Annotated in this window: 20 protein-coding genes; 12 read left to right on the top strand and 8 right to left on the bottom strand. The window is 70.7% G+C overall.

All coding sequences use genetic code 11. The features are described 5' to 3' along the window. The first annotated feature begins 8 nt into the window (after positions 1–8). A complete protein-coding gene (locus G4D85_RS17720; RefSeq protein ID WP_164013391.1) occupies positions 9–968 on the top strand; it encodes an alpha/beta fold hydrolase in 960 nt (319 codons plus the stop codon). A 59-nt stretch (positions 969–1,027) separates the two neighbouring features. Further along, positions 1,028–2,785: a DUF885 domain-containing protein gene (locus tag G4D85_RS17715; protein WP_164013390.1), complete on the top strand. Its 1,758-nt coding sequence runs from the start codon at positions 1,028–1,030 to the stop codon at positions 2,783–2,785. A gap of 13 nt (positions 2,786–2,798) precedes the next feature. Here G4D85_RS17715 and G4D85_RS17710 read toward each other — a convergent pair whose 3' ends face one another. Beyond that, positions 2,799–5,345, bottom strand: a complete 2,547-nt coding sequence (locus G4D85_RS17710) for a serine/threonine-protein kinase (RefSeq protein ID WP_164013389.1) — start codon at positions 5,343–5,345, stop codon at positions 2,799–2,801. Positions 5,346–5,392: 47 nt separating this feature from the next. After that, positions 5,393–5,950 carry a sigma-70 family RNA polymerase sigma factor gene (locus G4D85_RS17705; protein ID WP_240359341.1) on the bottom strand — a complete coding sequence of 186 codons (558 nt, stop codon included), beginning with the start codon at positions 5,948–5,950 and terminating at the stop codon, positions 5,393–5,395. A 416-nt stretch (positions 5,951–6,366) separates the two neighbouring features. On the opposite strand from G4D85_RS17705, the gene G4D85_RS17700 reads away from it, so the two are divergent. Next, positions 6,367–8,436 carry a phage tail protein gene (locus G4D85_RS17700; protein WP_164013388.1) on the top strand — a complete coding sequence of 690 codons (2,070 nt, stop codon included), beginning with the start codon at positions 6,367–6,369 and terminating at the stop codon, positions 8,434–8,436. A 112-nt stretch (positions 8,437–8,548) separates the two neighbouring features. Here the strand turns inward: G4D85_RS17700 and G4D85_RS17695 are convergent, their stop codons facing one another. The 6 genes from G4D85_RS17695 to G4D85_RS17670 form a co-directional block, all read right to left on the bottom strand. Further along, the gene (locus tag G4D85_RS17695) at positions 8,549–10,321 is read right to left on the bottom strand and encodes a sensor histidine kinase (RefSeq protein WP_164013387.1); all 1,773 of its coding nucleotides are present in this window, start codon (positions 10,319–10,321) and stop codon (positions 8,549–8,551) included. Further along, complete coding sequence (locus G4D85_RS17690) at positions 10,318–11,025, bottom strand: response regulator transcription factor (protein ID WP_164013386.1); 708 nt, start codon at positions 11,023–11,025, stop codon at positions 10,318–10,320. The genes G4D85_RS17695 and G4D85_RS17690 overlap by 4 nt, the downstream gene beginning before the upstream one ends. A 9-nt stretch (positions 11,026–11,034) precedes the next feature. Further along, positions 11,035–12,288 carry a vWA domain-containing protein gene (locus G4D85_RS17685; RefSeq protein WP_164013385.1) on the bottom strand — a complete coding sequence of 418 codons (1,254 nt, stop codon included), beginning with the start codon at positions 12,286–12,288 and terminating at the stop codon, positions 11,035–11,037. Between the two features lie 104 nt (positions 12,289–12,392). Further along, positions 12,393–12,947, bottom strand: a complete 555-nt coding sequence (locus tag G4D85_RS17680; protein ID WP_164013640.1) for a Uma2 family endonuclease — start codon at positions 12,945–12,947, stop codon at positions 12,393–12,395. 222 nt (positions 12,948–13,169) lie between these two features. Beyond that, positions 13,170–15,146, bottom strand: coding sequence for a S8 family serine peptidase (locus tag G4D85_RS17675; protein ID WP_164013384.1), 1,977 nt, complete (start codon positions 15,144–15,146; stop codon positions 13,170–13,172). A 102-nt stretch (positions 15,147–15,248) separates the two neighbouring features. Further along, positions 15,249–15,671, bottom strand: coding sequence for an arginine repressor (locus tag G4D85_RS17670; RefSeq protein ID WP_164013383.1), 423 nt, complete (start codon positions 15,669–15,671; stop codon positions 15,249–15,251). A 180-nt stretch (positions 15,672–15,851) separates the two neighbouring features. On the opposite strand from G4D85_RS17670, the gene G4D85_RS17665 reads away from it, so the two are divergent. The 9 genes from G4D85_RS17665 to G4D85_RS17625 all read left to right on the top strand — a co-directional run bounded on the left by G4D85_RS17665 (position 15,852) and on the right by G4D85_RS17625 (position 26,504). After that, complete coding sequence (locus G4D85_RS17665; RefSeq protein WP_164013382.1) at positions 15,852–16,865, top strand: N-acetylornithine carbamoyltransferase; 1,014 nt, start codon at positions 15,852–15,854, stop codon at positions 16,863–16,865. A gap of 52 nt (positions 16,866–16,917) precedes the next feature. Beyond that, positions 16,918–17,844, top strand: a complete 927-nt coding sequence (argB, locus tag G4D85_RS17660) for an acetylglutamate kinase (protein ID WP_164013380.1) — start codon at positions 16,918–16,920, stop codon at positions 17,842–17,844. Beyond that, positions 17,841–18,902 (top strand): M20/M25/M40 family metallo-hydrolase, encoded by a 1,062-nt coding sequence (locus G4D85_RS17655; protein WP_164013378.1) that lies wholly within the window; start codon positions 17,841–17,843, stop codon positions 18,900–18,902. The genes argB and G4D85_RS17655 overlap by 4 nt, the downstream gene beginning before the upstream one ends. Next, on the top strand, positions 18,895–20,244 hold the full coding sequence (gene argH / locus G4D85_RS17650) for an argininosuccinate lyase (RefSeq protein ID WP_164013376.1): 1,350 nt from the start codon (positions 18,895–18,897) through the stop codon (positions 20,242–20,244). The genes G4D85_RS17655 and argH overlap by 8 nt, the downstream gene beginning before the upstream one ends. Positions 20,245–20,270: 26 nt before the next feature. After that, positions 20,271–21,464, top strand: a complete 1,194-nt coding sequence (gene argG, locus G4D85_RS17645; protein WP_164013374.1) for an argininosuccinate synthase — start codon at positions 20,271–20,273, stop codon at positions 21,462–21,464. Position 21,465: 1 nt separating this feature from the next. Next, complete coding sequence (locus tag G4D85_RS17640) at positions 21,466–22,527, top strand: DUF1611 domain-containing protein (protein WP_164013372.1); 1,062 nt, start codon at positions 21,466–21,468, stop codon at positions 22,525–22,527. After that, positions 22,524–23,591 (top strand): N-acetyl-gamma-glutamyl-phosphate reductase, encoded by a 1,068-nt coding sequence (argC, locus tag G4D85_RS17635; protein ID WP_164013370.1) that lies wholly within the window; start codon positions 22,524–22,526, stop codon positions 23,589–23,591. The genes G4D85_RS17640 and argC overlap by 4 nt, the downstream gene beginning before the upstream one ends. 92 nt (positions 23,592–23,683) lie before the next feature. Continuing rightward, positions 23,684–25,294: a Na+/H+ antiporter gene (locus G4D85_RS17630; protein WP_164013368.1), complete on the top strand. Its 1,611-nt coding sequence runs from the start codon at positions 23,684–23,686 to the stop codon at positions 25,292–25,294. Between the two features lie 88 nt (positions 25,295–25,382). Continuing rightward, complete coding sequence (locus G4D85_RS17625) at positions 25,383–26,504, top strand: serine hydrolase domain-containing protein (protein WP_164013367.1); 1,122 nt, start codon at positions 25,383–25,385, stop codon at positions 26,502–26,504. Positions 26,505–26,517 lie beyond the last annotated feature (13 nt).

The following is a 26,517-nucleotide window of genomic DNA, read 5'->3' as shown; positions in this document are numbered from 1 at the left end:
GAGCAACCATGTACCTGGCCATCGGACTTCTCGTCGCTACCGTCGTCCTCGTGCTCGCCCTGAGGCAGTGGCTGCTGCACCGGGAGTGCGCACCGAGCAAGAGCGAGCCCTTCGACGGGGATGTCTACCCGGTGGGCAAGGCCGCCATCGCCGAGCGCCGCTCCGACAACCCGCGCGCCACCGTCATCTGCATGCACGGCTTCGTGGCCGACATGCGCTACTTCACGGACTACTACAGCGACCCCGACCTCCAGCTCATCCTGCTGACGAGCTGCGACTACCACGTGCCCATCACCGCGCCCCGGTACAGGTCCGCGCCGTGGGCGAAGGTCCCCACGGAGCGCGAGGGCTCCATCCCCTACGACGCCGCCGTCCTGGTGCAAGCGCTGGAGCACCTGCCGAAGACAGACACCCTCCGCGTCCATGGCCACTCGCGCGGCGGCGCCGTCATCCTGGAGGCCGCCGCCATGCGGCCCGACTTGTTCAAGCAGGTGGAGGTGGTGCTGGAGGCGCCCGTCCTCCCCCAGGCGCGCCCCTACACGAGCACCACGGCCATCCAGCTGTGGCTCATGTCCTTCGTCGTCCCCCTGTGGCGCAGGGAGCCCATCTCCCAGCGCAACCGGGGCGCGTGGGGCCCGCTGGAGAACGCTCGCAAGCGCGAGCTCATCATGGCCTTCCCGTTCAATCCCAAGCGCGTCGCCACCATGGTCGCCAACCTGCGGGGGATTGAGGACTGGATTCACGGGCGCGACCACTCCCTCTACCAGCACCTCCCGCGCGGCACGGTGCTCGTCCCGGGGAAGGACCGCGTCCTCGATACCCACTCCATGCTGGAGAGCGCCCAGCGGGCCGGGCCGCACGTGAAGGTGGTGCAGCTGGAGGGCTGCAGCCACTTCCCCCTCTGGGACCGCCCGGAGTCGCTGCCGCCCCTCGCCTTCTCGGCGGAGCGCCCGGCCGCGCGCGGGTGAGCCCAGGCGCACGGGGCCTTCGCCTCCCATGGCCCCTCTTCCGTTGGTAGAACGGCGCCATGCGCGCCTTCCCGTCCCTCCGCTGTCTGCTGCTCGTCTCCGCCTGTGGCCTGCTCGCCTGCGCCCGGCAGGGGCCCGGTCCCACCGCCACGCCGCCCGCCACCGAGGCGCCCCTGGCCGCCTCCGCGAAGGGCGAGAAGTTCCCGGAGCTGGTGGACGCCGTCTTCGCGGCGGCCTTCGATTACTCGCCGACGAATGCCACCTCGTACGGACTGCATGAGTATGACGGCCGGCTGGACGACCTGAGCCGGCCGCGCATCGAAGCCCGCATCCGCGAGTTGGAGGCGCTGCTCGCCCGCGTGCGCGCGGTGGACCGGGCCTCGCTCTCCTTCGACGAGGCCATCGACGCCGAGGCCCTGGAGCACCAGCTCCTCGCCGACCACTATGAGTTGAGCGTGGTGCGGAGCTGGGAGAAGAACCCCATGTCCTACGCCGGGCTGCCGGGCGGCGCGGTGGACGGCCTGATGAAGCGCGACTTCGCCCCGAAGGTGGAGCGTCTGCGCTCGGTCATCTCACGCCTGAAGGCTGTGCCCGCCGTCTACGCCGCGGGCAAGGCCAACGTGCAGGCCCCGCCTCGCGAGTTCACCGACCTGGCGCTCCGCATGGCCAAGGGCTCGGTGGGCTTCTTCGAGGGCTCGGTGACGCAGTGGGCGACGGACGCGGCCGGCGGCGACACCGCGCTGCTGGCCGAGTTCACCCAGGCCAACGCCCAGGCCGTGGCGGCGGTGAAGGACTTCGCGCGCTGGCTGGAGCAGGACCTGCTGCCCCGCTCCACCGGCGGCTACGCGCTGGGCGAGGAGCGCTTCCTCACCAAGCTCCGCTACGAGGAGATGATTTCCCTGCCGCTGCCGGAGCTGCTCGCGCGCGGCGAGGCGAATCTGGAGAAGGACTACCAGGCGTTCGTCGCCACCGCGAAGCGCATCGACCCGAAGCTCACGCCCGCGCAGGTGATGGCGTCGCTGGAGAAGGACCACCCCACGGCGGAGGACCTGATTCCCTCCGTGCGCCGCTCGGTGGAGGGCGTCCGGAAGTTCCTGCTGGAGAAGGACCTGGTCACCATCCCCTCCGAGGTCCGCCCGCGCGTGGAGGAGACGCCGCCCTATGCGCGCTCGGGCAGCTTCGCATCCATGGACACGCCGGGCCCGTTCGAGACGAAGGCCACCGAGGCGTTCTACTACGTCACGCCGGTGGAGCCGGAGTGGACGGCGCAGCACAAGGAGGAGCACCTGCGCCTCTACAACAAGCCCGTGGTGGACCTCATCAACATCCACGAGGTGTGGCCCGGCCACTACCTCCAGTTCCTCTATGCGCCGCGCTTCCCCACCAAGGTGCGCAAGCTGGTGGGCGTGGGAAGCAACGCGGAGGGCTGGGCCCACTACACGGAGGAGATGATGCTCGACCAGGGCTACGGCAACGGGGACCCGAAGCTGCGGCTGGCTCAGCTCTCCGAGGCGCTGCTGCGCGACTGCCGCTACGTCACCGGCATCAAGCTCCACACCGCCGGCTGGACGGTGGAGGACGGGGCGCGCCTCTTCCGAGAGCGCTGCTTCCAGCAGCCGGCCAATGCCTACGAGGAGGCCCGCCGTGGCGCCTACAACCCGACGTACCTCTATTACACGTTCGGCAAGCTGGAGATTCAGCAACTGGCCCGTGACTACACGACGACCCAGGGAGCCAGCCTCAAGCAGTTCCACGATGCCTTCGTGGCCCAGGGCAGCCTGCCGCTGCCACTCGTGCGGCGGCTGCTGATGCGCTGACGGAGCGCGCTATCTAATGATGCGCCAGGAGCGTCGCCAGCTCCGGCACCGTCTGGAGGGAGGTCATCGTCGGGTCCTCCAGCGCGACCTTGCGTGACAAGCCCGCGTCCAGCGCCAGCTTCAGCTCCCGCGTCGCCGCCGCAAGGTCACCGCGCTTCGCGTGGAGGTTGGCCAGCGCCACCCGGACGCGGGGCACCAGCAGGTTGCGGGGCCCCACCGCCGCGTCGTAGCCCTGCATCGCACGCAGGAAGAGCGCCTCCCCTTCCGCGTACGTCCCCGGGGTCTCCGACAGCACCAGGCCCAGGTTGTACGTCGCGTGCAGCGTCTGCATGTGATTGGGCCCCAGCACCCGCTCCAGGCCCGCGTGCGCCTCGCGCATGAGGGGCTCCGCCTTCGCGTGCTCGCCCTTGCGGCGGTACAGCAGCGCGAGGTTCTGCTGCGACTGAAGCGCCTCCGGGTGCTCCGGCCCCTGCACCTCCCGGCGGGCGGCGAGCACCCGCTGGTTCAGGGCAATCGACTCGTCGTACCGGCCCAGGCTCTTGAGCGCCACGGCCAGGTTCGAAGCCGTGGCCAGCGTGTCCGGGTGACGCTCCCCCAGCAAGCGCTCGCGCCCATGAAGGACGGTGGTGAACAGCTCCGCCGCCTCGGCATGGCGGCCGGACTGCCCTCGCGACGCGGCCAGGTCACTGCCCACCGCCAGCGTCCTCGCGTCCTCCAGGCCTGGTCCGGCCCTCAGTCCCTCGAAGGCGGCCTCCAGCAGCGGCGTCGCCTCCGGCAGCCGCTCCTGGCTGAGGTACACGGTGGCGAGCCCGCTGGTGGCCATCCACACCTCGGGGTGCCGGGGCCCCAGGGCCTTGCGCGCCGCCGCGAGCGTCTCCTGGAAGGTGGCCTCGGACTCCTTCAGCCGGCCCAGGCGGCGTTGCAGCAGGGCCACCTCGCGCCGCAGCACGAAGGTGCCCTCCGCCTCCTCTCCCCTCACCTGCCGGCTGTCGGAGAGGGCCCGCTCCACCAGCGGCATCGCCTCCGCGTACAGGCCCAGGTTGAGGTGCGCGCGGCCCAGCGTCTGGAGCAGCCGCGCTCGCGCGGGCGAAGGCGTGGGCAGGTCCGCCAGGACGCGCTTCGTGCCCCGGTCCAGGAGCTGCCGCGCCGTGAGGTCCGCGCCCGAGCCCCGCGCGCCCGGGTCCGCCGCCCGGAACACCTCGGCCAGCAGGTCCGTGACTCGGTTGGCGGTGGCGGCCTCGGCGTTGGCCCGGTCCCGCTCGCGCGCCACCTCGCGCGCCTGCCGGGCCAGCAACACGGAGGAGAGCGAGAGCACGGCCACCACCAACGCCACGGCCCCGCTGAAAGCCCGGTGCCGGCGCAGGAACTTGCCCAGGCTGTAGGTCAGCGACGGCGCGTGGGCCGCCACGGGCTCGTCCCGCAGGTGCCGCGAGAGGTCCTCCGCCAGCGCCGCCGCCGTGGGGTAGCGGCGTCCGCGGTCCCTCGCCAGGGCGCGCAGCACCACCCAGTCCACGTCCCCCGACAGGCGCCGCGCCAGCGCCCCCTGCGAATCCAGTCCACAGCGACGCGCGTGCGCCGTCCCCTCCTCCGAGCTGCGCACCCGGGCGCTCGGGCGCGGCGGGTCCACCTCGCGCAGCCGGGCCTGCACCTCGGAGAGCGCGTCTCCCCGCCGGCCGAAGCCATGGGGCGTGGCGCCGGTGAGCAGCTCGTGGAGGATGGCCCCGAGCGAATACACGTCCGTGCGCGTGTCCACATCCAGGGGCGTGCCCGCCGCCTGCTCCGGGCTCATGTAGTCCGGCGTGCCCATCATGTGCCCGACGCGCGTGTGCAGGCTCGAGTCCGTGAGCGGAGCGCTCGTCGCCTTGGCGATGCCGAAGTCGATGACCTTGGGGTGCGGCTGGCCGTCCACCTCGGTGACGAGGATGTTGGAGGGCTTCAAGTCGCGGTGGATGACGCCCTTGTGGTGCGCGTGCTGCACGGCCGCGCAGACGTCCTGCATCAACCGCAGGCGCGCCTCCACGCCCAGGCCGGCCTCATCGCAGTAGCGCGTCAGCGGCACCCCGGGCACGTACTCCATGACGAAGTACGGGCGGCCCGCCTCGGTGGCGCCCGCGTCGAGGATGCGGGCGATGTGCGGATGGGACATGAGGGCCAGCGCCTGGCGCTCGGCGTCGAAGCGCGCCAGCACCTCGCGGCTGTCCATGCCGGGCTTCACCACCTTGACGGCCACCAGCCGCCGCACGGGCTCGGACTGGGCGGCCAGGAACACCTCGCCCATGCCTCCCTCGCCCAGGCGCTGCACCACCTTGTAGCCGCCGATGCGCTCCAGCGGCACGCCGTCGGGGGTGTCTCCTCGTGACGACAGGGAGCGGGAGGCCACCTGCGCGTGCAGGGCCAGCAGGCGCCGCAGGCGCTCCACCAGCACCGCGTCTCCCTCGGCAACCAGCACTTCAAGCCGGGCCGTGCGCGCCTCGGGCGCCAGCTCCAGGCACTCCAGGAACAGCTCCTGCTCGCGCTGCTGCTCGGCCGCGCGCACCTGCTCTGCTGACTCGCTCGACACCGGCGTCCCCCCCGCATCGGCGGCCGGGCACGGGGGCCCGCCGCCGCTCAGTTGCTCAGGCGCTCCAGCAGCCAGACGCGCGCGTAGGCCCAGTCGCGCTTGACGGTGGCGGGCGACACGCCCAGCGCCGCCGCGGTCTCGAGGATGCCCAGGCCCGCGAAGTAGCGCAGCTCCAGCATGCGCGCCAGGCGCGGCTGGAAGCTCTCCAGCTCCGACAGCGCCCGCTCCAGCTCCAGCACCTCGATGTGGACGCCGGCCGGGGCCTCCACCTCCACGTCGCTGAGGCTCATCCGCTCATGCCCCGCGTCGCGCTTCTGCGCCCGGCGCACCCGCGCGCGGTCCACCAGGACCCGGCGCATCGCCTGGGCCGCCGCGCCGAAGAAGTGGCGTCGGTTCTCGAAGGCCACCCCGCCGCTGGACAGGCGCATCCACGCCTCGTTCACCAGCGCCGTGGGCTGTAGGGTGCTGTGCGACGCCTCGCTCCGCATGGCGGAGTGCGCCAGCTGCCGAAGCTCCTGGTAGGCCACCGCCATCAGCGCGTCGCGCGCGCTCATGTCCCCCTTGCGCGCACCATCCAGCAGCACTGTCAGCTCAGACATACTCATGGTGCCCTCCAGGGCATGTGGAGCGCCGACGGGCCGAAATTCAAATTCGGAGCTCCATATGACCTACGGCTTCGCGGGAAATCCTTGAGTAGGAGCCGCCGATACTCCTCACCGGACAATCATTTTTTTGTCCCCCGGCCTGGAGGCCCACAGCGCCACACAGCTGATGAAACAGGGAATGAGCCACTTCTCGCCGCCGCTGCGCATGAGCGGATGGGAGGCGCCGCTGGCAAGGGTGCCGGACGGGCCCTCCCCTATTCGTCATGGAGTGGCAGATGAAAACCAAGGTGAGAGGGGCCCTCGGGGCCCTGTGGGTGGCGGTCTTCTCGAGTGTATTCCTGGGCACGCCGGGCGCGGCCCACGCAACCGAGCCGGCGCCGGGCGGAGTCATCAGACAAGGAGACGGGTGGCAGGTCATGCCGGCGAATACCGTGGAGGACGGAGACGGGGAGGTCTCCACCTCCAGCGCCACCGGCCACATCGTCGTCGTGGAGAACCTGATGGGCCTGGGCGGCGCACCGCTGCCCGAGTCCATCAAGGCGGAGCTGGCGGCGGAGTTCCCTCCGTCCCTGGCGTCGGACGGAGAGCAGCAGGTGGCCATCGCCGTCCACCTGGAGGCGGCCCTGGCGGTGGCGGCTGGCGACGAGGCCACGGCCTTCGCCGACTACGTGGAGCCGGACGAGCCCACGGGCGAGGTGAGTGGCCTGGGCCTCTTCTGCGACACCGGCTGGCGGGAGCGGACCATCTCCAAGACGAAGAGCCTCAACGGCTTCGGCTACGACTTGAATGAGAGCATCGGCCACTTCAATGGCACGCTGGACGTCAACGTCCCCATCAGCGGCCAGGCCGGCTTCGACTTCCGGTACGCCTTCAAGAAGTCACGGCTCTGCGTCCCCTACGCGGTGAAGTTCATCAACACCCGGGCCTGGGGTGAGCTGGACCTCAACGGGACGCTCCTGTCGGCACAGGGCTCGCTGAGCTACCAGAATGACTGGCGCAAGACGCTGGGAGACATCTTCAACTACGGGCAGACGTTCTTCATCGGCCCCGTGCCGGTGCACGTCGGCCTGAAGATGCCGGTGGGCGTGGGCTTCCAGTTCGCGGCGAGCGCCTCGGGCTCCATCGACGTCTCCAGCGCGGGCGCGGGCACGCTGCGCTTCGACTACACGTGTGATTTGTCTTCCTGCAGCCGCACGCCGGGGACCCGCACGTCCGACTTCGCGTTCAGCAACCTGGCCTCGCCCACGTTCACCGGCGGAGCGAGCGTCCAGGTCGACGCCAAGCCGTATGCCTTCCTGGAGCTCAAGGCGTACCTCTATGACGAGTGGTTCGCCTCCGCGGGGCTCGGCATCGAGGCGTCCGCGCCCACCCGGTTCTGGTACGCCCTGGGCCAGGTCTGCGGTGATGCCAACGCCGATGGAGTCCTCGACTCGGTGAACGGCGGCTTCGTCGACGTGCAGGGCCAGCTGTCGCTCTACTACTTCTACAAAGTGGCGGGCCAGGGTGACTGGGACTGGATTGACTGGCCCTTCGGCGACGTGCTGCCCGGCACGTGGCGGGTGCACGACACGCAGGAACTGCTGCGTGGCAAGCAGCCCTTCAAGTCGCTGCGGCTGACGTTGATGTTCCAGCCCATCGGCCCATCGGGTGCCATCCACCCGCTGAGCCCCATGGTCTCCGGCCCGAAGTCGCCCGGGGTGAACACCGCGGCCAGCTACACGCTCACGCCGCGCGAGTGCGTGCCGCTCCCGGAGCCCGTCGACTTCCGCATCAACTGGGCTGACGGCAGCGCTCAGACGAACGTGAGCGGTGCCACCGCGACGGCCAGCCACACCTGGGCCACCGCGGACAGCCGGAACGTCACCTTCACGGCGCTGAAGGACTCGGCCGGGCGCAACTTCAACCGTGCCACGACGCGGACCCTCACCGCGGTGGCGACGGTGCCCCCGCCGGTGCCGGCGGCCATCAACGTGCCGGCGCAGGACAACGACGGCACCTTCACGGTGACCTGGAGCTCGACGCCCAACACGCTCGACTACGACCTGGAGGAGAAGAAGGGCAGCGGGACCTGGGTCGCCCGCGCGAGCCAGCCGGAGACCTCGTTCCCCATCACCGGCCGCGTGTTTGGCCTGTACCAGTACCGCGTCCGTGCCTGCAACGCGTACGGCTGCAGCGGCTGGCTCACCTCGTCCACCGTGCAGGTGGGCACGCCGCCCGCGGCGCCCACGCTGACCGTCCGCTCGCAGCTTTGCCACGGCTGGAATGACCTGAGCTGGACGGCCATGCCCGGTGCCACCGAGTACCGGCTGTACTCCAGCACGACCAACAACCCCGCCGGCTCCACGATGGTGTCCCAGGGAGCGGGCACCACCTACACGCTGAACGTGAGCGGCACCACGTACCTGTGGGTCAAGGCGTGCAACGGCGCGGGGTGCAGCGCCGTGTCCGCCTCCAAGGTGGCCAGCGTCACCCAGGGCTGCCTGTAGTCGGTTGAAGAAGCATTGAAGCCAGGGGCGCGCGCCGGGGACGAGCCTCCCGGTGCGCGCCTTGCGGCGTTTCCGCGCCGGGCCCTGGAGCCGTGTTCGACACGCCGAGGCGTCAGGCGGACGGAAGCCACAGCACGAACCGCGCTCCGCCCTCGGACATGCGCTCGTAGCGCAGGTCCGCGCGCATGCTCCGCGCCAGCCGCCGACACAGCGCCAGTCCCAGCCCCACGCCCGGGGCCGTCTTCGCCGCCGTCTGCACGGACTTGGAGAAGGGCTCGAAGAGCCGCCTCGCCGTCGCCGCGTCCACTCCGGGCCCGTGGTCCCTCACCGACAGGCCCACCCGGCCCCGCCGCTGCTCCAGCTCCACGTGGATGCGCCGGTCCACCGCCGGGGCCGCGTACTTGGACGCGTTGTCCACGAGGTTGAAGAGCACCTGCTCCACGGCGGAGGGGTCCGTCAGCACCGCCACGCCCGAGGGCACGTCCACGCACAGCTCCATGTCCGCCTGCGCCGCGCGCTGCGCCAGCCGCTCCTCCATCCGCTCCAGCATGGCGTCCACGGGCACCCGCTCCAGGCGCGCGGGGGCGCGGCCCCGCTCGATGCGGGCGTAGGCCAGCACGTTCTCCACCAGGTGGCTCAGCCGCTCCGCCTCGCGGTGGAGGATGTCGAAGTACTCTTGCCGCCGGGCTTCGTCGGGGACCATGCCCGCTGCCAGCATCTCCGTGTACATGCGGAACGTGGTCAGCGGCGTGCGCAGCTCGTGCGTCACCGCGGACACGAAGGCGCCCCGCCGCTCGCTGAGCGCCACCACGCCCACCAGGAGCGCCACCACCGCCACGCCCGCCAGCAGCACGCCGCTCCACGCCACCGTCAGCACCACCGGCAGCGAGGAGATGGACGCCGTCCCGTACCCGCCCTCCGGCGCCTGCCCCGGCACCAGCCGCACCGGCAGCGCCGCCAGCATCCGGCCATCCCCCTGCGCCTCACGGCCCCGCACCGGCTCCAACACCGCCGAGGGCAGCAGGTCCCGAATCTGCCCGAGCAACCACGTGCGCAGGCCGGGCCAGTCCAGCCAGCAGCCCTGGATGTACTCCTGTCCTTCCAGGCGCACGCGCCGACCCAGCAGCAGCGTGTCTCCCACCCAGACGGCCCGCATCACGTCCCCCTCCTCGGTGGGAAGTGGGGCGTCCGCCTCGGGAAACACGTCCGGGTAGACGTTGGAGTTGGACATGCCCTGGCTCTGGCGGACGGCCTGGTTCGCGCTGCGCGAGCGGGCGCTGTACTCGCTCACGTTCTTCGCCACCTGGGAGATGTCGGCCAGCGTGTTCGCGGGCTCGGTCCGGGCCTCCGCCCTGCGAGTCTGGAGCGGAGGTTCCGCCAGCGCCCGCCGGAGGTCCGTCCCGCGCAGCAGCGCCGTCAACTCCTGCAGGCGGTCCTCCAGCACCGTCGCATCCTCCACGGGCAGCGCCGCGCCCACCGTGTCGCGCAACCCGGGCTCCACCACCTGCGGCGAGGACACCGTCCCGTCCGGAGCGAGCTGGAAGTGGAGCAGCACATGCTCCGGCAGCCGGGACAGCAGCGGCGAGGCGAGGAAGACCGTGCCCTCTGGCATGGGCCGCCGCCGAGAGTCGAGCACGCCCCGCGCGGGAGAGACGGAGTCATACGCCTCCGCCGCCACCGCGCTCTCCCGCGCCACCAGCGGCAGCAGGTCCGAGTCCAGCCGCCACAGCGCCAGCCGCGCGTTCTCCTCCCGCGCCGCGCTCTCCCGGGCCTGCCGGTCCGCGCGGTCCAGCCGCAGGGCGAAGGCGGAGAGCCACACCACGCCCGCCAGCGCGAGACACAGGCATGCGCTCACCGCAATCCAGATGCGCCAGGAGCGAATCACGACACGGAGCCCTTCACGGCGAACATGTATCCCTTGCCCCGCACCGTGAGGATGACGCGCGGCTCCTCCGAGTCGTCGCGCAGCTTCTCCCGCAGGCGCGCCATCGTCATATCCACCGTACGCGTCTGCACACCCCGAGCGGGCAGGTGCCACACCCGCTCCAGCAGCTCCTCGCGGGAGATGGCGCGCCCGGCGTTGTCACCCAGGTAGCGCAGCGCGTCCGCCTCACGCTCGGAGAGGTCCACCCGGGTGCCGTCCTCGAAGCTCAGCTCGCGCCGCTCCACCTCGAAGTGTCCGCCCGGGAAGTCAATGCGGCCCACACCCGCGGGCCGCTCCGCCGAGCGCCGGAGCACCGCCCCCGCTCGGGCCAGCAACTCCCGCACCGAGAAGGGCTTCACCACGTAGTCATCCGCGCCGAGCTTCAGGCCGTTGACCCGGTCCTCCTCCTGGCCCCGGGCGGTGAGGATGATGACCGGCAGCGTGGGCCGGCTCTTGCGCACGGCCCGGAGCAGCTCCAGCCCGTCGCCGTCGGGGAGGACGAGGTCCAGCAGCACCAGGTCCACCGGGGTCCGCTCGGCCAGCTGCTGGCCTTCCGCGCGGGCCCCGGCTTCGAGGACCTCATAGCCCTCGAAGCGCAGGGCATCCACGATTCCGCGCCGGATGGCGGGGTCATCCTCCACGACAAGCACTCGGCGCGCGGCCATGGCGACATCCTACTCCAGGGTGAGCTGGCGCTTCTGGGCCTCGCGCTGGACCACCTGACCGATGGCGCCCTCCAGCGTGTCCGTCCCCTGGGCGGCCTGCTGCTTGCGCGCCTCGGTCAGGAACTTCTGGCGCTCGGCGCTGAGCGTCTGGATGCGCTGCTGGAGCTTCGCCCGCTCCTGCTCCCGGGCCTCCAGCCACGCCTTGCGGCCGGCGGCGTCCAGCCCGCGCATCGGCTCGGGCAGGTCCTCGTCGCGGACGGACGCCACGTCCACCTGGTTCTTCTTCACGGCGTCCACCAGGTCCCAGCTCTCGTTGGAGTAGTTGCGCGACGACTTGGCGACGGAGCGGGACACCATGTTGGAGATGGACACGCCCATCGAGTTGCTGTCCTGGGCCACCTGCCGCGCTTGGGCCTGCTCGCCGGCGGCGCCGTAGGCCACGTAGGTCTTGTTCAGCTCCGCGCCCAGCTGGGCGATTTCCGTGTCCTGCGGCGCGGGGATTTCCACCACGCGCTGGTTCTGGTCGATGTTGAGGTAGCTGCCATCGGCGAGCACCGCCGCATCCTTCCACTTCCCGGAGATGCCCTCTTCGTAGTCGCCGCAGTGGATGGTGTTGACGGTGATGCCGCGCTCCCGGGCCGCCTTCACCGAGGTATGGAAGTCCACGGAGCCCTGGGTGAAGGGTTCGTTGCCGGCGATGAAGATGAGCCGCATCGCGTCCTTGTCCTTGCTCCAGGCCAGCTGCGTGGTGGCGTCCCGGATGACCTCGCCGCAGTTCTCGTCACCGCCGGACGTGCGCAGCGAGAAGAGGTGCTCGGAGAGGAGGTCCAGGTCGGTGGTGAACGGGAGGACCTGGCGAATCTCACTCGCGTTGGCGCCCCGGTCGGTGTTGCCGTAGGCGTACAGCGCAATCTGGAGCTGCGGCGCCACGCCGTTGCGCTTCGCGTGGGAGAACCGGTTGACGATGTTCCAGAGCTGCGAGCGCGCCTGGTCGAGCAGGCCGTCCATGCTGCCGCTGGTGTCCAGGAGCACGGCAATCTGGATGACGGGCTGGCCCTGCCCCTGAGTCACCACGGGCGCCACTTGAGGCGCGACCGGAATCAGACTGGTGCGCGGCTCGGCCGGAGGTGCGGCGGGCCTGGACGGGGTGTGGGCCGGCACCGGAGGCGGCGCGGCGGGCGCCGGCTTGCCGAGCAGGAGCGCGGAGACCGCGAGCACCGCGGCGGAGCCAAGGATGACGGGGAGCTTGAGGGCCGATTTCATCGTGCGTCCTTTCGTACTGCGGTGCCTGCTTGGGCACGCAGGAACAGTACGAATGAAGGAGCGCGAAGGGTGTAACCGGCTTGTAACCGGTGGTGACGGGAGCGCTACGCGTCGTCCCAGAGAAAGGCCAGCTCCAGTTCGATGGCCTCGAAGGGCTCGGCCCGGACGGGTGCGCTTCCGGAATGCGTGGCGAGCAGTGCGTAGCCCGTGGCCTCCAGCCTGAAGACCTCCAGCGCACGCGCCCTGGGGTCCAGCAGCCACACATGCCGCACGCCCTCACGCGCGTAGACCGGAAGCTTTTCCTTCCGGTCCAGGGTCTTCGTCGAGGGCGAGAGCACCTCACAGACCCAGTCGGGAGCCACCGTATAGGCCACATGGCTCGTGGGCCTGGGCATCCGCTCGCGACGCCAGCCCACGAGGTCCGGAACGAGGACATCGCCTCCCAGGTGAAGCTCGGGTTCACCCATCAAGACCCAGCCGCCCGGACCGTTTCTGCCACGGTCGAATGGTCCTCCCAGCTCGACGCCGAGTCGGAAGGCCGCAATCCCGTGCGGCCCCGCAGGCCGGGGGCTGGCGTGCAACACGCCGCCGACGATCTCCCCCACGACATTGTCGGGAAGCGCCTCCAGGTCCGCGTAGGTCGCCGGTTTCCGTTCCATCTCCCGCCCATGTTCCCCGACGCCCGTCTCCAGTTCCATGCACGCGGAGATAACACCGGGGTCTGACGTGTGAGGGCACCCATCCCTCACCCACCCTCAAAGGTTGTCCCCACCCGTAAGAAAGCGCAAGGCCCCCCGGCGTCAGTCGCGGAAAACACGACGGGGGCACGCCCCTCCCAGCCTGGAAGGACGTACCCCCGGATACTTCAAGTCACTCCACGGCTACCCGGCGCAGAGGTCGTAGTGCGTGGTCCACGCCACGCCGTAGTAGCTGAAGAAGTCCGAGGGGACGCTGAAGCCACGGACCTTGATGGTGTACGAGCCAGTCTTCTTGGGCGTGAACTCCACGAACTCGTGGCTGCTGTCCCAGGTGCTGGACGTCGCCACCTGATTGCCGTCCGCGTCGTACACGTACAGGTCCAGGTCTGCGTCGAGCTGGCTGCTGGACGGCGTACCCGAGGAGGAGCCCGTCTTGCTGTTCCACGTCAGCGCGACGCGGACGCGCGAGTTGGTGTTGGTGACATGAGCCTTCCACACCTTCGACAGGTACCCGCCGCTGAAGCTGGAGGCCGTCATGCTGCCGTAGTCATGCGCCCGGAACTGCGGCGTGGAGGTGGTCTCCCGGCGCAGGGCGGCCCAGTGCGCGTACTTCGTGTTCGTCATGCCGGTGCCGTCCTTGCCATCGCTCCACTTGCTCCAGGTGGCACCGTCGGTGTTCTGGTAGTTCGCAGTCGCGAGCAGGATGGCGCGCACCGCCTCGGGCCAGCTGCGCAGGGCCGGCTTCGCGCTCATCAACACCGTGGCGATGGAGGCCGTCACCGGCGTGGCCGCGCTGGTGCCCCCGAAGTTCGTGCCCAGCAGGTCGTGCCGGCTGCCAGGTGAGGCAATGGCCGGGACCTCGCGGTCACCATGGATGCTGGTGGGGTCCTTCCAGGTGCTGGAGGCCGTCATCGTGTCGTTGCAGCGGTTGCCGTCCCCGTCGTTGGCGACATTGCCCACGCCGAAGAAGTTGAACCCCTTCCCGGAGGCGAACGCGTCACTCGCCGACTGGTTGCCCGCCGAGGTGAAGACGGAAGGCCACGGGAAGTGGGCCACCGCGTGGTCGAAGAAGACGTCGCGGGCATGCAGGTCTCCGTCCGTCTCCTCATCCCCGCAGTGCCAGCTCATGGTGATGACGTTGGCCCCCTGCGCCTTCGCCCACTTGTAGCGGTCCGCGTAGCCGGAGCAGTTGCCGCCCTTGTTCGCCAGCAGCACGGTGGCCTCCGGCGCATAGCCCTGCCAGGCGCCATTGCACCCTCCCGTGACGGAGTACCGGTTGCCGATGATGCCGGCGCTCTTCGTCATGTGGTCATTGGAACCCGCCGCCGCGTCCTGCGTGGCGCCGATGTTGAAGCACGCGGCGGGCACGTTCAGGGTGCCGCCCTCCAGGATGGCGATCTTCACCCCGGCGCCCTTCGCCCCGGCCGCGTGGACCACGTCCGTCTGCGTGGTGGGCAGCGACTGCGGAATCGTGGGGTAGTCGAGCACGTCCAGGCCCTCGTTGAGGCCGAGGAAGCCCACCCGCCCGTCCTGCGCCAGCCGCAGGAGCGCGGACGGCGCCAGCGTCATCTGAACGAAGGGGCCCGTCTGCGGCGGCCGGTACGTGAGCCCCACGCCCGCATCCCTCAGCGCCGCCTGGAGCAGCGAGTACGACTCGTCCTCCACCCGAGTGTTGTAGGCGACCGCCTGCGTGGCCGCCTCCTCCAGTTCGCGGCCGGGGGTGAGCTGCGCCTTGTCCAGCACGGGCTCCGAGGCGTTCATCTTGATGAGCACCTGCACGGCCGTCTGCGTGTTGGTGGTGACGCGGCGGTGCAGCGCCAGCTGCATGCTGCCGTAGCGCGCCTTCCGGCGGCCCTCCTCGTCCCGCAGGAGCTGCTCGTAGTCCACCACCGAGCGGCCCTGGATGGCCAGGCGCACGGACTCGTCGGTGCGCGGGTTGCGGACCTTGAACACCTCCAGGGAGGTTCCCAGGTTCGGCAGCGTCACCGCCTGCTGCTGGAGGATCTGCACGTCCGACAGCGGGAAGCCCGTGGCGCCGGCGATGATGCGCACGGCCTCACTCTCGGAGAGGTCATCCTGCGTGTCCGCCACCTGCGCCTGGACGCACAGCGGCGCGAACAGGATGCCAGCCGTCACCGCGAACTTCTTCGACCACGCCATGGTTCAGCCCCGTCAGAAGGAAAAGGACCCGGAAATGGGCCTGCCCTCCCAACGAAGCGAGCCGGGAAAGTTCCTCACCGGAGGCTGGCGTGTCCCGCGGACCTACGTCCCCCGCGCCATCAGCTCCTCCACCACCTCGCGCACCTCGCGCAGCCGCGAGGGGTCCGTCACCGCGACGAAGATGGTGTCGTCCCCCGCCACGGTGCCGGCGAGTCCGGGCACGTCCGGCTCCCGGTCCAACGCCAGCGCGAACACCTGCGCGTAGCCGGGCGCCGTCTTCAGCACCAGCAGGCTGGGAGGCGCTTCGATGATCCTCAGCCAGGGCCTCGCGGGGGCCACCACGGGCGGCGCCTCCACCCGCTGGTAGCGCCCCGCCACCTTCTGCACCCCCAGCTTCTTCAGCCGCCTCGACAGCGTGGACTGGCTCGGTGCCTCGCCCTCTGTCTCCAGCAGCTCCTGTAACACCGCCTGATCACTGATCTCCCGCTCGGAGATGAGCCTCAGGATGGTCTCGTCCAGGGTCATTCAGTCACCATGCATTTGCATGCATATTCATGCAAGAGTCTGCATGAAAAATTTGGGAACAAGAGGCTTGCGCGCTGCGTCTTCTTGCATAATATCCGCCCCTCTCAAAGAGGATGCACGCATTTTCGTGCATATTCATCCACTCTGCATCCGGCCCGCAGCCGGTTGGAGCACAGGCCCATGAAGCACGTCACCCACATCAAGGACCTCGGGCCCGAGGGCGTCGAGGCGGTGCTCGCGCAGGCGGCGGCGTGGAAGCTGAAGGCGCCGGGACAGCCGCTGTTCCCGGGCAGCATCCTCGGCATGGTGTTCTTCAACCCGTCGCTGCGCACGCGCACCTCGTTCGAGGCCGTCATGCTGCGCGGGGGTGGCAACGCCATCATCCTCGACGTGGGCTCGGGCGTGTGGAAGCTCGAGCACCGCGAGGGCGCGGTGATGAACGCGGACCGGGCCGAGCACCTCAAGGAGGCGGCGCCCGTCCTCTCGCGCTTCGTGGACATGCTGGGCGTGCGGACCTTCTCGCAGGGCGGCGGCGACGAGGAGGACGAGGTGGACCCCATCATCGGAGCCTTCCGCAAGTGGGCCACCGTGCCGGTGGTGAGCATGGAGTCCGCGCGCGAGCACCCCTGCCAGGGCCTGGCGGACGTGCTCACCCTGCGCGAGACGTTCGGCGGAACCAAGAAGCTGCCGGTGACGCTCACCTGGGCCCCGCACATCAAGCCCCTGCCCAAGGCCGTCCCCAACTCCTTCCTCCTGAGCGCCGCCGCGGCGGGCTGTGAGGTACGCGTAGCGCACCCTCCGGGCTTCGACCTGCACCCCGCCGTGCGGGCGGAGGCGGAGGCGTACGCCAAGGCCACCGGCGGCAGCATCACCTACACCCATGACCAGGACGAGGCGCTCGCCGGCAGCCGCGCGGTGTACGCCAAGTCGTGGGGGCCGTCGGCCGCGGCGGCGTACTCGCTGACCGACGTCAACACGCTGCTGGCCTCCTACTCCGGGTGGATGCCCACGCGGCGCACCATGTCCCGCGCGGCGAAGGACGCGGCCTTCCTCCACTGCCTGCCCGTGCGCCGCAACGTGGAGGTGGCCGACGAGGTGCTCGACCACCCCAGCAGCCGCGTGGTGGACGAGGCCGGCAACCGCTACCACGTCCAGCGCGCGCTCCTGCACTGGATGCGCACGCAGTCCCGCTAGGCGCAGCGCGCCCGAGCTTCCCTCCCCTTCCTTCCTTTTTTAGAGGTGCCCCGTGCCCCTGTCGCCCGACCCGTACTCCGCGCTTCGCCACGCCGCGCGCTACGTGCAGCAGTTCCGCCGCAAGACGTTCGTCGTGAAGCTCGGCGGCGCCATGCTGAGCGACCCGAAGCTGCGCCGCTCCGCGTGCGAGCAGATTGCCCTCCTGTGGACCTTCTCCATCCGTCCCGTCGTGGTGCACGGCGGCGGCCCGGAGCTGGACACGCTGTGTGACGCCCTCCACCTGCCCATCGAGAAGGTGGCGGGCCGCCGCATCACCTCCGCGCCCGTGCTGGACGCGGCGAAGATGGTGCTCGCGGGCAAGCTGCACACGGACCTGCTGGCGGACCTCCAGGCGGCGGGCGTGCCCTCCGTGGGCCTGAGCGGCGTGGACGCCGGCCTCATCAAGGCGCGCAAGCGCCCGCCCGTCATGGTGACCGAGCCCGGCTCCACCGAGGGGAAGCTCGTCGACTACGGCCTCGTGGGTGACATCGAGTCGGTGGACACGCGGGTGGTGGAGCACCTGCGCTCGGCGGACTACGTCCCGGTGGTGGCGCCCCTGTCGGGCGGCCCCGACGGCGCCGTCTACAACACCAACGCGGACACGGTGGCCGCGGCGCTCGCGGTGGCGCTGTCGGCGGAGAAGCTCTTCTTCCTCGTCCAGGTGCCGGGCCTGCTCAAGGACCTGAATGACCCGACGTCGCTCGTCACGCTCGCCAACCTGACGGACCTGGCCACCATGGAGAACACGGGCGCCATCTCCGGCGGCATGCGGCCGAAGGCGCACGCCATCCGCCACGCGCTGGTGGGCGGCGTGGGCAGCGTGCACCTCGTCAGCGGGGTGCTGCCCAACGCGCTGCTGGAGGAGGTCTTCACCAACGAGGGCAGCGGCACCATGGTGGTGCGCGAGTCCGCGCCCAAGCCGGCCGGGGCCGTGGGATGAAGGCGGCGGAGCTGCTCCAGGCGCTGGTGGCCATCCCCAGCGTGTCGGGTGACGAGGGCCGCATCGCGGACACCGTGTCCGCGTGGGCCGAGGGCTGGGGCGCGCGCGTCCAGCGGAAGGGCCACAACGTGTGGTTCTCCGTGGGAAGCGGGCCGCGCCGGCTGCTCGTCAACTCGCACCTGGACACGGTGAAGCCGTGCGCCGGGTGGACGTATCAGCCGCACGCGCCCGATTGGCGCGAGGACCGACTGTACGGCCTGGGCAGCAATGACGCCAAGGGCTGCGTGGCGGGGATGCTCCTCACCGCCCGCGCCCTGTTGACCGAAGGAGCACCCACCGGAGGCGAAGTCGTCTTCGCCTTCACCGCCGAGGAAGAGACGGGAGGCCAGGGACTGGGAACGCTGCTCTCCGAGCTGGGGCCGCTGGATGCGGCCGTGGTGGGCGAGCCCACGGGGCTGAAGCCCTGCACCGCGCAGCGGGGCATGCTGCTCTTGCGCTGCACGGCGCATGGCAAGAGCGGCCACGTGGCCCACGTGCACAGCACCCCGGCGGTGAACGCCATCCATATGGCGGCGGTGGACATCTCCGTCCTGTCGGAGCTGCGCTTCCCCTCGCACCCGCTGCTGGGCGAGGCCCGGGCGCAGGTGACGCAAATCAACGGTGGGCTGGCGCGCAACCAGGTGCCGGACAAGTGCGAGTTCTTCGTGGACCTGCGCACCACGCCGGCCATGGAGCACGCGGAGGTGGCGAAGCAGGTGGCCGGGGTGCTGAAGAGCGAGGTGCAGGTGCACTCGGCGCGGTACCTGCCGAAGGCGACGGGGGCGAACCAGCCCATCGTCCGCGCGGCCGTGGCGGCGTCGGGCGCGGAGCCGGTGGGCTCCAGCACCACGTCCGACTGGGCCTTCCTCGGCGAGCTGCCGGCGGTGAAGGTGGGCCCTGGCGACACGCTGCGCAGCCACCAGGCGGACGAGTACCTCACCCGGGCGGAGCTCGAAGCGGGCGCCGCCTTCTACACGCGCCTGGTGCGCGCCTACTTCGAGGAGGTGGCCCGTGGCTGACACGCTGTGGGGAAAGGGTACGCCGCTGGACGCGGCCATCCACCGCTTCACCGTGGGCAATGACCCGGTGGTGGACCTGGCGCTCGCGCCCCATGACGCGCTCGGCAGCGCCGCGCACGCGCGGATGCTGGCGCACGTGGGCCTCCTGGGCGCTGACGAAGCGAAGACGCTGGTGGCGGCGCTGAAGGTGCTGCACGACGAGGCGCGCGCCGGGGCGTTCACCATCCGCCCGGAGCAGGAGGACGGCCACACCGCGCTGGAGGCGGCGCTCGTGGAGCGCGCGGGTGAGGCCGGCAAGCGCATCCACCTGGGGCGCTCGCGCAACGACCAGGTGCAGCTCGCCCTGCGCCTGCTCCTCCGCGAGGAGGTGCTCGCCATGGGCGCGCGCACGGTGGAGCTGGCGGGGACGTTCCTGGACTTCGCCCAGGCGCACGCGGCCGTGGCCCTGCCCGGCTACACGCACCTGCGCCGCGCCATGCCGTCCACCTTCGGCCTGTGGGGCATGGCCTTCGCGGAAGGGCTGCTGGAGGAGTTGGAGGCGCTGCGCGGGGTGTGGGCCCGGTTGGATCGCTGCCCGCTGGGCGCGGCGGCGGGCTTTGGCGTGCCGCTGCCCATCGACCGGGAGTATGTGGCGGCGCTGCTCGGCTTCAGCCGGGTGCAGCGCAGCCCCATCGACGTGCAGAACGGCCGGGGCCGGCACGAGTCGGCGGTGCTGGGGTGGGCGTGCTCGGTGGCGGGCACGCTGGAGAAGTGGCTGTGGGACGTGCAGCTCTACAGCATGGACGAGTTCGGCTTCCTGGCGCTGCCGGACGCGTTCACCACCGGCTCGTCCATCATGCCGCAGAAGAAGAACCCGGACGTAGTGGAGCTGGCGCGCGGCCGCTGCCGCGAGCTGCGCGGAATCGCGCACCAGGTGGAGGCGGTGGCCGGCGGCCTGCCGTCCAGCTACCACCGTGACTTCCAGCTCCTGAAGTCCCCCACCCTGGCGGCGCTGGGCTCCATGAAGGAGCTGCTGGAGGTGCTTGCCCGCCTGGTGCCCGTGCTCCAGGTGAAGGCGGAGGCGGCGGCACGGGCGAGCGATGACTCGCTGTACGCGGCCCACCACGCCTACGCGCTGGTCGCCCAGGGCCTGCCCTTCCGAGACGCCTACCGCCAGGTGGGACGCGAAATCGCGGGCGGAACGTTCCATCCGGACCGCGGGGCACTGACGGCCACCCACCTGGGTGGCGCCGGCAACCTGGGCCTGCCCCAGGCCCGTGAGGAGCTGGCCGCCGCGCGCGCCTGGCTCGACGACACCCACCGCGCCATGGCCACTGCGGCCGAGCGCGTGTGGGCGCTGTGAACCCCTTCCCCGTGAGGAGTGAAGACATGAGCAAGAAGAACGTGGTGCTGGCCTTCTCCGGCGGACTCGATACCGCTTTCTGCACCGTCTACCTGCGTGAGCAGGGCTACGACGTGACGACTGTCACCGTGGACACGGGCGGCTTCCCGCCCGAGCAGCTCGCCAGCATCGCCGCGCTGTCCGCGAAGCTGGGCGCGGTGGCGCACCACACGGTGGACGCGCGCGACACCCTCTTCCAGGGCTACCTGCGCTACCTCATCGCCGGCAACGTGCTGCGCGGGCAGGTCTACCCGCTGAGCGTCTCCGCCGAGCGGGCCTGCCAGGCGGTGGAGGCGGTGCGCATGGCGCGCGAGCTGGGCGTGCAGGCGATTGCCCACGGCAGCACGGGCGCCGGCAACGACCAGGTGCGCTTCGACGTGGCCTTCCGCTCGCTGGCGCCGGAGCTGGAGCTGCTCACCCCCGTCCGCACGCTGGGCCTGAGCCGGCAGCAGGAGCTGTCCTTCCTCGCCGAGCGCGGCATCCACATGCCGCCGAAGCTGGGCTCCTACTCCGTCAACGAGGGCATGTGGGGCACCTCGGTGGGCGGCCGGGAGACCCTGGACTCGTGGAGCGCGCTGCCCGAGGCGGCCTTCCCCGGCGGGGAGATTCCCACCGACCTGAAGCCCCGCACGCTGACGCTGTCCTTCGACAAGGGCGTCCCCGTGGCGCTGGACGGCGAGAAGCTGTCGCCCGTGAAGCTGGTGGAGGTGCTCAACGCGCTGGGGCGCACCTACGGCATCGGCCGGGGTGTGCACCTGGGGGACACGATTCTCGGCATCAAGGGCCGGGTGGGCTTCGAGGCGCCGGCGGCGCACCTGCTCATCACCGCGCACCGCGAGCTGGAGAAGGTGGTGCTCTCCGGCAAGCAGCTCTTCTGGAAGGAGTCGATGGGCAACCTCTACGGCTCGCTGCTGCACGAGGGGCACTTCTTCGACCCGCTGGTGAAGGACCTGGAGGCGTTCCTCACCTCGTCGCAGGACCGGGTGACGGGCGAGGTGCGGCTCGTCATGCACCCGCGGACGCTGGTGGTGGAAGGCGTGCGCTCGCCGCACTCGCTGATGGACGCGAAGGTGGCGACGTACGGGGAAGCAAACGTGCTGTGGACGGGTTCTGAAGCCGCTGGATTCGCCAAGCTGTACGGCGTCGCGCAGATGCTCTCTCACCGGGCCAAGGGAGGTTGAAATGAAGGTCTTCGTCGACAAGGTGGGTAGCGTCACCCGGAACCTGGGCCTGGGCCGCACGGTGCATCTGGCACCCGAGGTGAAGGCCGAGGAGGGCGCGGTGGTGGCCGTGCGCATCCACGGGGAGAAGAGCGTCTACAACCAGCTCGAGGACCCGCACGGGCGCCTCGTCACGCTGCACGCGGGCGACATCGTCGTGGGCGCCCTGGGGCACCGCAACGCGCTGCACGGCTACGAGGGCGTGGTGCCCGAGTCCGTCACCGTGGGCGAGCGGCTGCACGTGCTCAACATGGGCGGCGTCATCGGCAAGTGCACCTCGCACAACCCCGGCGTGGGCACGCCCTTCGAGGCGGAAATCCTCGGCCAGGTGCTGGAGTTCCCGGAGCTGATGTCGCGCACCGGCCAGCCGGCGCACGTCACCTCGGGCGCCCTCAAGGGGACGTCCACCCCGGTGAAGTGCCCGGTGGTCTACGTCGTCGGCACCTGCATGAACGCGGGCAAGACGTACGCGGCCAGCGCCATGGTGCGCACGCTGGCGCAGGCCGGCTACCGCGTGGGCGGGGCGAAGCTGACGGGCGTGTCGCTGATGCGGGACACGCTGGCCATGCAGGACTCCGGCGCGGACGTCGTCATGGACTTCACCGACGCGGGCGTCGTCTGCACCGGCGCGCGCACGGGTGCGCGCGTGGCGCGGGTGCTGTTCTCCGAGCTGGCGGCGGAGAACGTGGACGTCATCGTCGCGGAGACGGGCGACGGCATCATGGGTGAGTACGGGGTGCAGGGCATCCTCGCGGACGCGGAGCTGCGGAGCCTGGCGGGCGCGTGGGTGCTGTGCGCGAACGACCCGGTGGGCGCGGCCGGCGGCGTGCGGCACCTGCGCGAGGCGTACGGCATCGACGTGGACATGGTAGCGGGCCCCGCCACGGACAACGCGGTGGGCGTGCGCTTCGTGGAGCAGGTGGTGGGGATTCCCGCCCGCAACGCCCGCGCCAACGCGGCGGCGCTGGGTGGGCTCATCCTGGAGAAGCTCACGCCCAAGCTGGGCGCGGGGAGGAAGTCATGACGCGGGCGAACATCTACATCCTGGGGGCCTCCGGCTTTGGCGGAGGCGAGCTGCTGCGCATCCTCTCCGGCCATCCGGCGGTGGCCGGCATCCGCGTGGTGTCGCGGCACCACGCGGGCGAGCCCATCCACAAGGTGCACCCGCACCTGCGCGGGCTGGTGGACGGCCGCTTCGAGGCGGAGCCGGACTGGCGCTGGCTGTCGGACTCGGAGCAGCCGGTGGTGTTCAGCGCGCTGAGCCATGGCGAGCTGGCGAAGCAGTTCGTCGACATCGAGAAGAAGTGGGCCGAGGCCGGCATCGCCGAGCGCGTGCTCCTGGTGGACCTGTCCTCCGACTTCCGGCTGGACCACCCGGGCCGCTACGCGGGCGCGTACGGCCGCCCCCACCCCGCTCCGGACCTGCTGGGCACCTTCACCTACGGCCTCACCGAGTGGAAGCGCGACGCCATCAAGGGCGCGAAGCGCATCGCCAACCCGGGCTGCTTCGCCACGGCGGTGCAGCTCGCGCTGCTGCCGATTGCGTCCACGCCGGGCCTGGGGCTGCTGGCCGTGTCCGGCGTGACGGGCTCGTCCGGCTCCGGCTCGCTGCCGGGCGAGGGCACGCACCACCCGACGCGCGCGCATGACTTCCGGGCGTACAAGCCGCTGGAGCACCAGCACGAGGCCGAGGTGGAGGTCATGCTGGTGGCGCACGGCGCGCAGCGGCACCGGCTCGCCTTCGTCCCGCACTCGGCGCCCATGGTGCGCGGCATCTTCGCCACCGTGCAGTTCGAGTGGCCGGAGCATGGCGGCGCGGTGGTGACGGCGTCGCTGACGGAGAAGTTCCGCCGCTACTACGAGGGCTCGAAGTTCGTCCGCATCGTCGAGGGCACGCCCCGCGTGGCCGCGGTGGCGGGCAGCAACTTCTGCGACATCTCCGTGGCCACCAAGGGCCGCTCGGTGGCCGTCATGGCCGCGCTGGACAACCTCGTGAAGGGCATGGCCGGCCAGGCCGTGCAGAACTTCAACGTCGCCCTGGGGCTGCCGGAAGACACGGCCCTGCGCCAGGCGGCCTGCTACCCGTAGTACGTCGGCAGGCAGGCGGGCCCGGACGCAGCGTGTCCGGGCCCGGTGCGCCGGGGTTGCAATGACGTTGGTGCACAAATTAAACACCAGCAATGCACTTCGAGCTGGCCTTCGTCCTCATCTTCGCCGTCGCGACCGCAGTGGCCATCGTCGCGCGCCACTTCAAGTTCCCCTACACGGTGGCGCTGGTGGTGGCCGGGTTGTCGCTGGGTGCGGTGCAGGCCTTCGAGCCGCCCCACCTCACGAAAGAGCTGCTCTTCGCCATCATCCTCCCCGGACTGCTGTTCGAGGCGGCCTTCCACGTCGAGTTCCGCAAGTTCTGGAAGAACAAGCTGGCCATCCACTCCATGGCCATCCCCGGGGTGGCCGCGTCGGCGGGCCTGACGGCGCTCATCCTCTCTCCGGTGGTGGAGGGGATGGACTTCGTGAGCGGCTTCGGAATGTTGCCGGCGCTGGTGTTCGCCGCGGTCATCGTCTCCACGGACCCCATCGCGGTGGTGGGCCTCTTCAAGACGCTGGGTGCCCCCAAGCGCCTGCTCATCCTCGTGGAGGGAGAGAGCCTGCTGAATGACGGCACCGCCGTCGTGCTCTTCACCCTCGTCGTGGCGGTGGCCACCGGCGGCAAGTTCACGGTGGGCGGAGCCATCTTCGACTTCATCAAGGTGGCGGGGATGGGCGTGCTCGTGGGCAGCGCCGTGGGCTTCGTGGTGGCGCAGGTCATCAAGCGCGTGGACGACGCGATGGTGGAAATCACCCTCACCGTCATCGCCGCCTATGGCTCGTTCGTGGTGGCGGAGAACTTCCACTACTCGGGCGTCATCGCGACGGTGGTGGCCGGCATGCTGTGCGGCAACTGGGCGACGCATGCGGGCATGAGCCCCACCACGCGCGTCGCGGTGGAGAGCTTCTGGGAGTACCTGGCCTTCGCGCTCAACTCGGTGGTGTTCCTGCTCATCGGCCTGGAGGTGGAGCTCGGCTCGCTGCTGGCCTCGTGGAAGCCCATCCTCGCGGCGTACGTGGCGGTCATCGCCGGCCGCGCGGTGGTGGTGTTCGGCATGTCCGCGCTGCTGCGCCTCACGTCGGAGCGCCTGCCCTGGACGTGGAGCGCGGTGCTCACCTGGAGCGGGCTGCGGGGCGCCATCTCCATGGTGCTGGTGCTCGGTCTTCCGGCGGACTTCCCCCACCGCGAGCTGCTGGTGAACATGACCTTCGGCGTGGTGGTGCTCTCCATCATCATCCAGGGGCTCACGATGGCGCCGCTGCTGCGGCGGCTGGGCATCACCGGCCTGAAGGACGCCTACCAGGAGCAGTACGAGCTGGCGCGGGGCCGCCTGGGCGCCGTCCACGCCGCCCTGGCCGCGCTGGAGGGCATGCGCCGCAACCGGGAGATTCCCGCGGACGTGCTGGGGCAGCTGGAGCGGGAGTACCAGGAGAAGGAGACCACCGCCGAGAAGGAGCTGGCGTCGCTGAAGCAACAGTCGATGCGCTTCCATGAGGAGGAGCACCAGGAGGCGGTCCGCCGCATGCTCATCGTGGAGAAGGAGTCGCTCTTCAAGGCCTACCAGTCGGCCACGATTGGCAAGGAGGCCTTCGAGCGACTCTCGGCGGAGCTGGACGAGCGCATCGCCCATGCGGACGCCGCGGAGAGCCACGCGCCCGCGCCGGGAGAGCCGCGCACCGCCACGGAGGCCGTCGGCACCTGAGTCGTAATCGCCACGCGGAGTGACAGCAGCGGAGTCCCCCAGTGTTCGAGTGCGCGCAGCGTGCACTCATTCATCTGGAGGACTTTGTATGTTCGTCAATCAGCTCCTTGGGCGTGCCGTGCTCGGCCTGACCCTGACGCTCTGGCTCGCGGGATGTGGGGACGACGGAGACGACCCGCGGCCGCGCGTCTCCTGCGAGGAGCTCTCGTCCCGCTTGCAGGACGCGCTCACGCAGGCGGTGTCCGAGAAGGCGCTCGTCGGCGCCACCGCCTCGGTGCGGCTCCCGGACTGCACCTGGAGTGGAGCGGCGGGCGCGTCCCGCATGGAGCCCGCCGTGGCCATGGTCCCCGGGGACCGGCTGCGCGTGGGCAGCATCACCAAGACCTTCATCTCGGTGGTGGCCTTGCAACTCCAGGCCGAGGGAAGGCTGTCGCTGGACACGCCGCTGGCGACCTGGCTCCCCGACTTTCCCCGCGCGGACCGCATCACCGTGCGGCAGCTCCTCAACCACACCAGTGGCGCGGCCAACTACACGGACCACCCAGGCTTCCTGGAGCGGGCGATGGCCGAGCCCGGCAGGGAGTGGACCGTCGAGGAGCTCATCCTCCTGGGGGCCGAGCACTCCCCGCTCTTCGAGCCGGGAGCTGGCTGGACCTACTCCAATACCAACTACATCCTCGCCAGCGTCGTCATCGAGAAGGTGACGGGGACGCCCTTCGCCCGGCAGGTGCGCGAGCGCATCCTCGAGCCGCTGGAGCTGCGAAGCACGGGAATGGATGGCTCCGAAGCCCTGCCACCCCTCACCGTGCGCGGCCTCGCGCACGAGGACGGCGCCTGGGTCGACCTCACCGAGCTGCTCCACCCTTCCGCCATCGGCGCGGCCGGCGCCCTCATCTCCAGTGCCGAGGACATCAGCCGGTTCTACCTGGCGCTCTTCGAGGGCTCGCTGCTGTCCCCGGCGCAGCGTGCGGAGCTGACCCGCTGGGTGCCCGCCGAGCCCGGCGGCGCTCCGGCGTATGGGCTGGGGCTCCTGCTCGGCACCAGTCCGCTGGGGCCGCTTCATGGCCATGAAGGCGGCGTCCCAGGGTATTCCGCCCTGGCCGGCTACTACCCCGACCACAAGGCGGCGGTTTCCGTGCTGACCAACCACGACGACGGCGACCCCTCCGCAGTCACCCTGAGCCTGCTGGAGGTGCTCGCCCGGCGGTGAGCCGTTTGCCCGG

The sequence above is a fragment of the Pyxidicoccus trucidator genome, from assembly GCF_010894435.1.
GTDB lineage: Bacteria > Myxococcota > Myxococcia > Myxococcales > Myxococcaceae > Myxococcus > Myxococcus trucidator.
The sequence above is the reverse complement of the archived record's forward strand: the minus strand, read 5'-3'. Positions and strand labels throughout refer to the sequence as shown.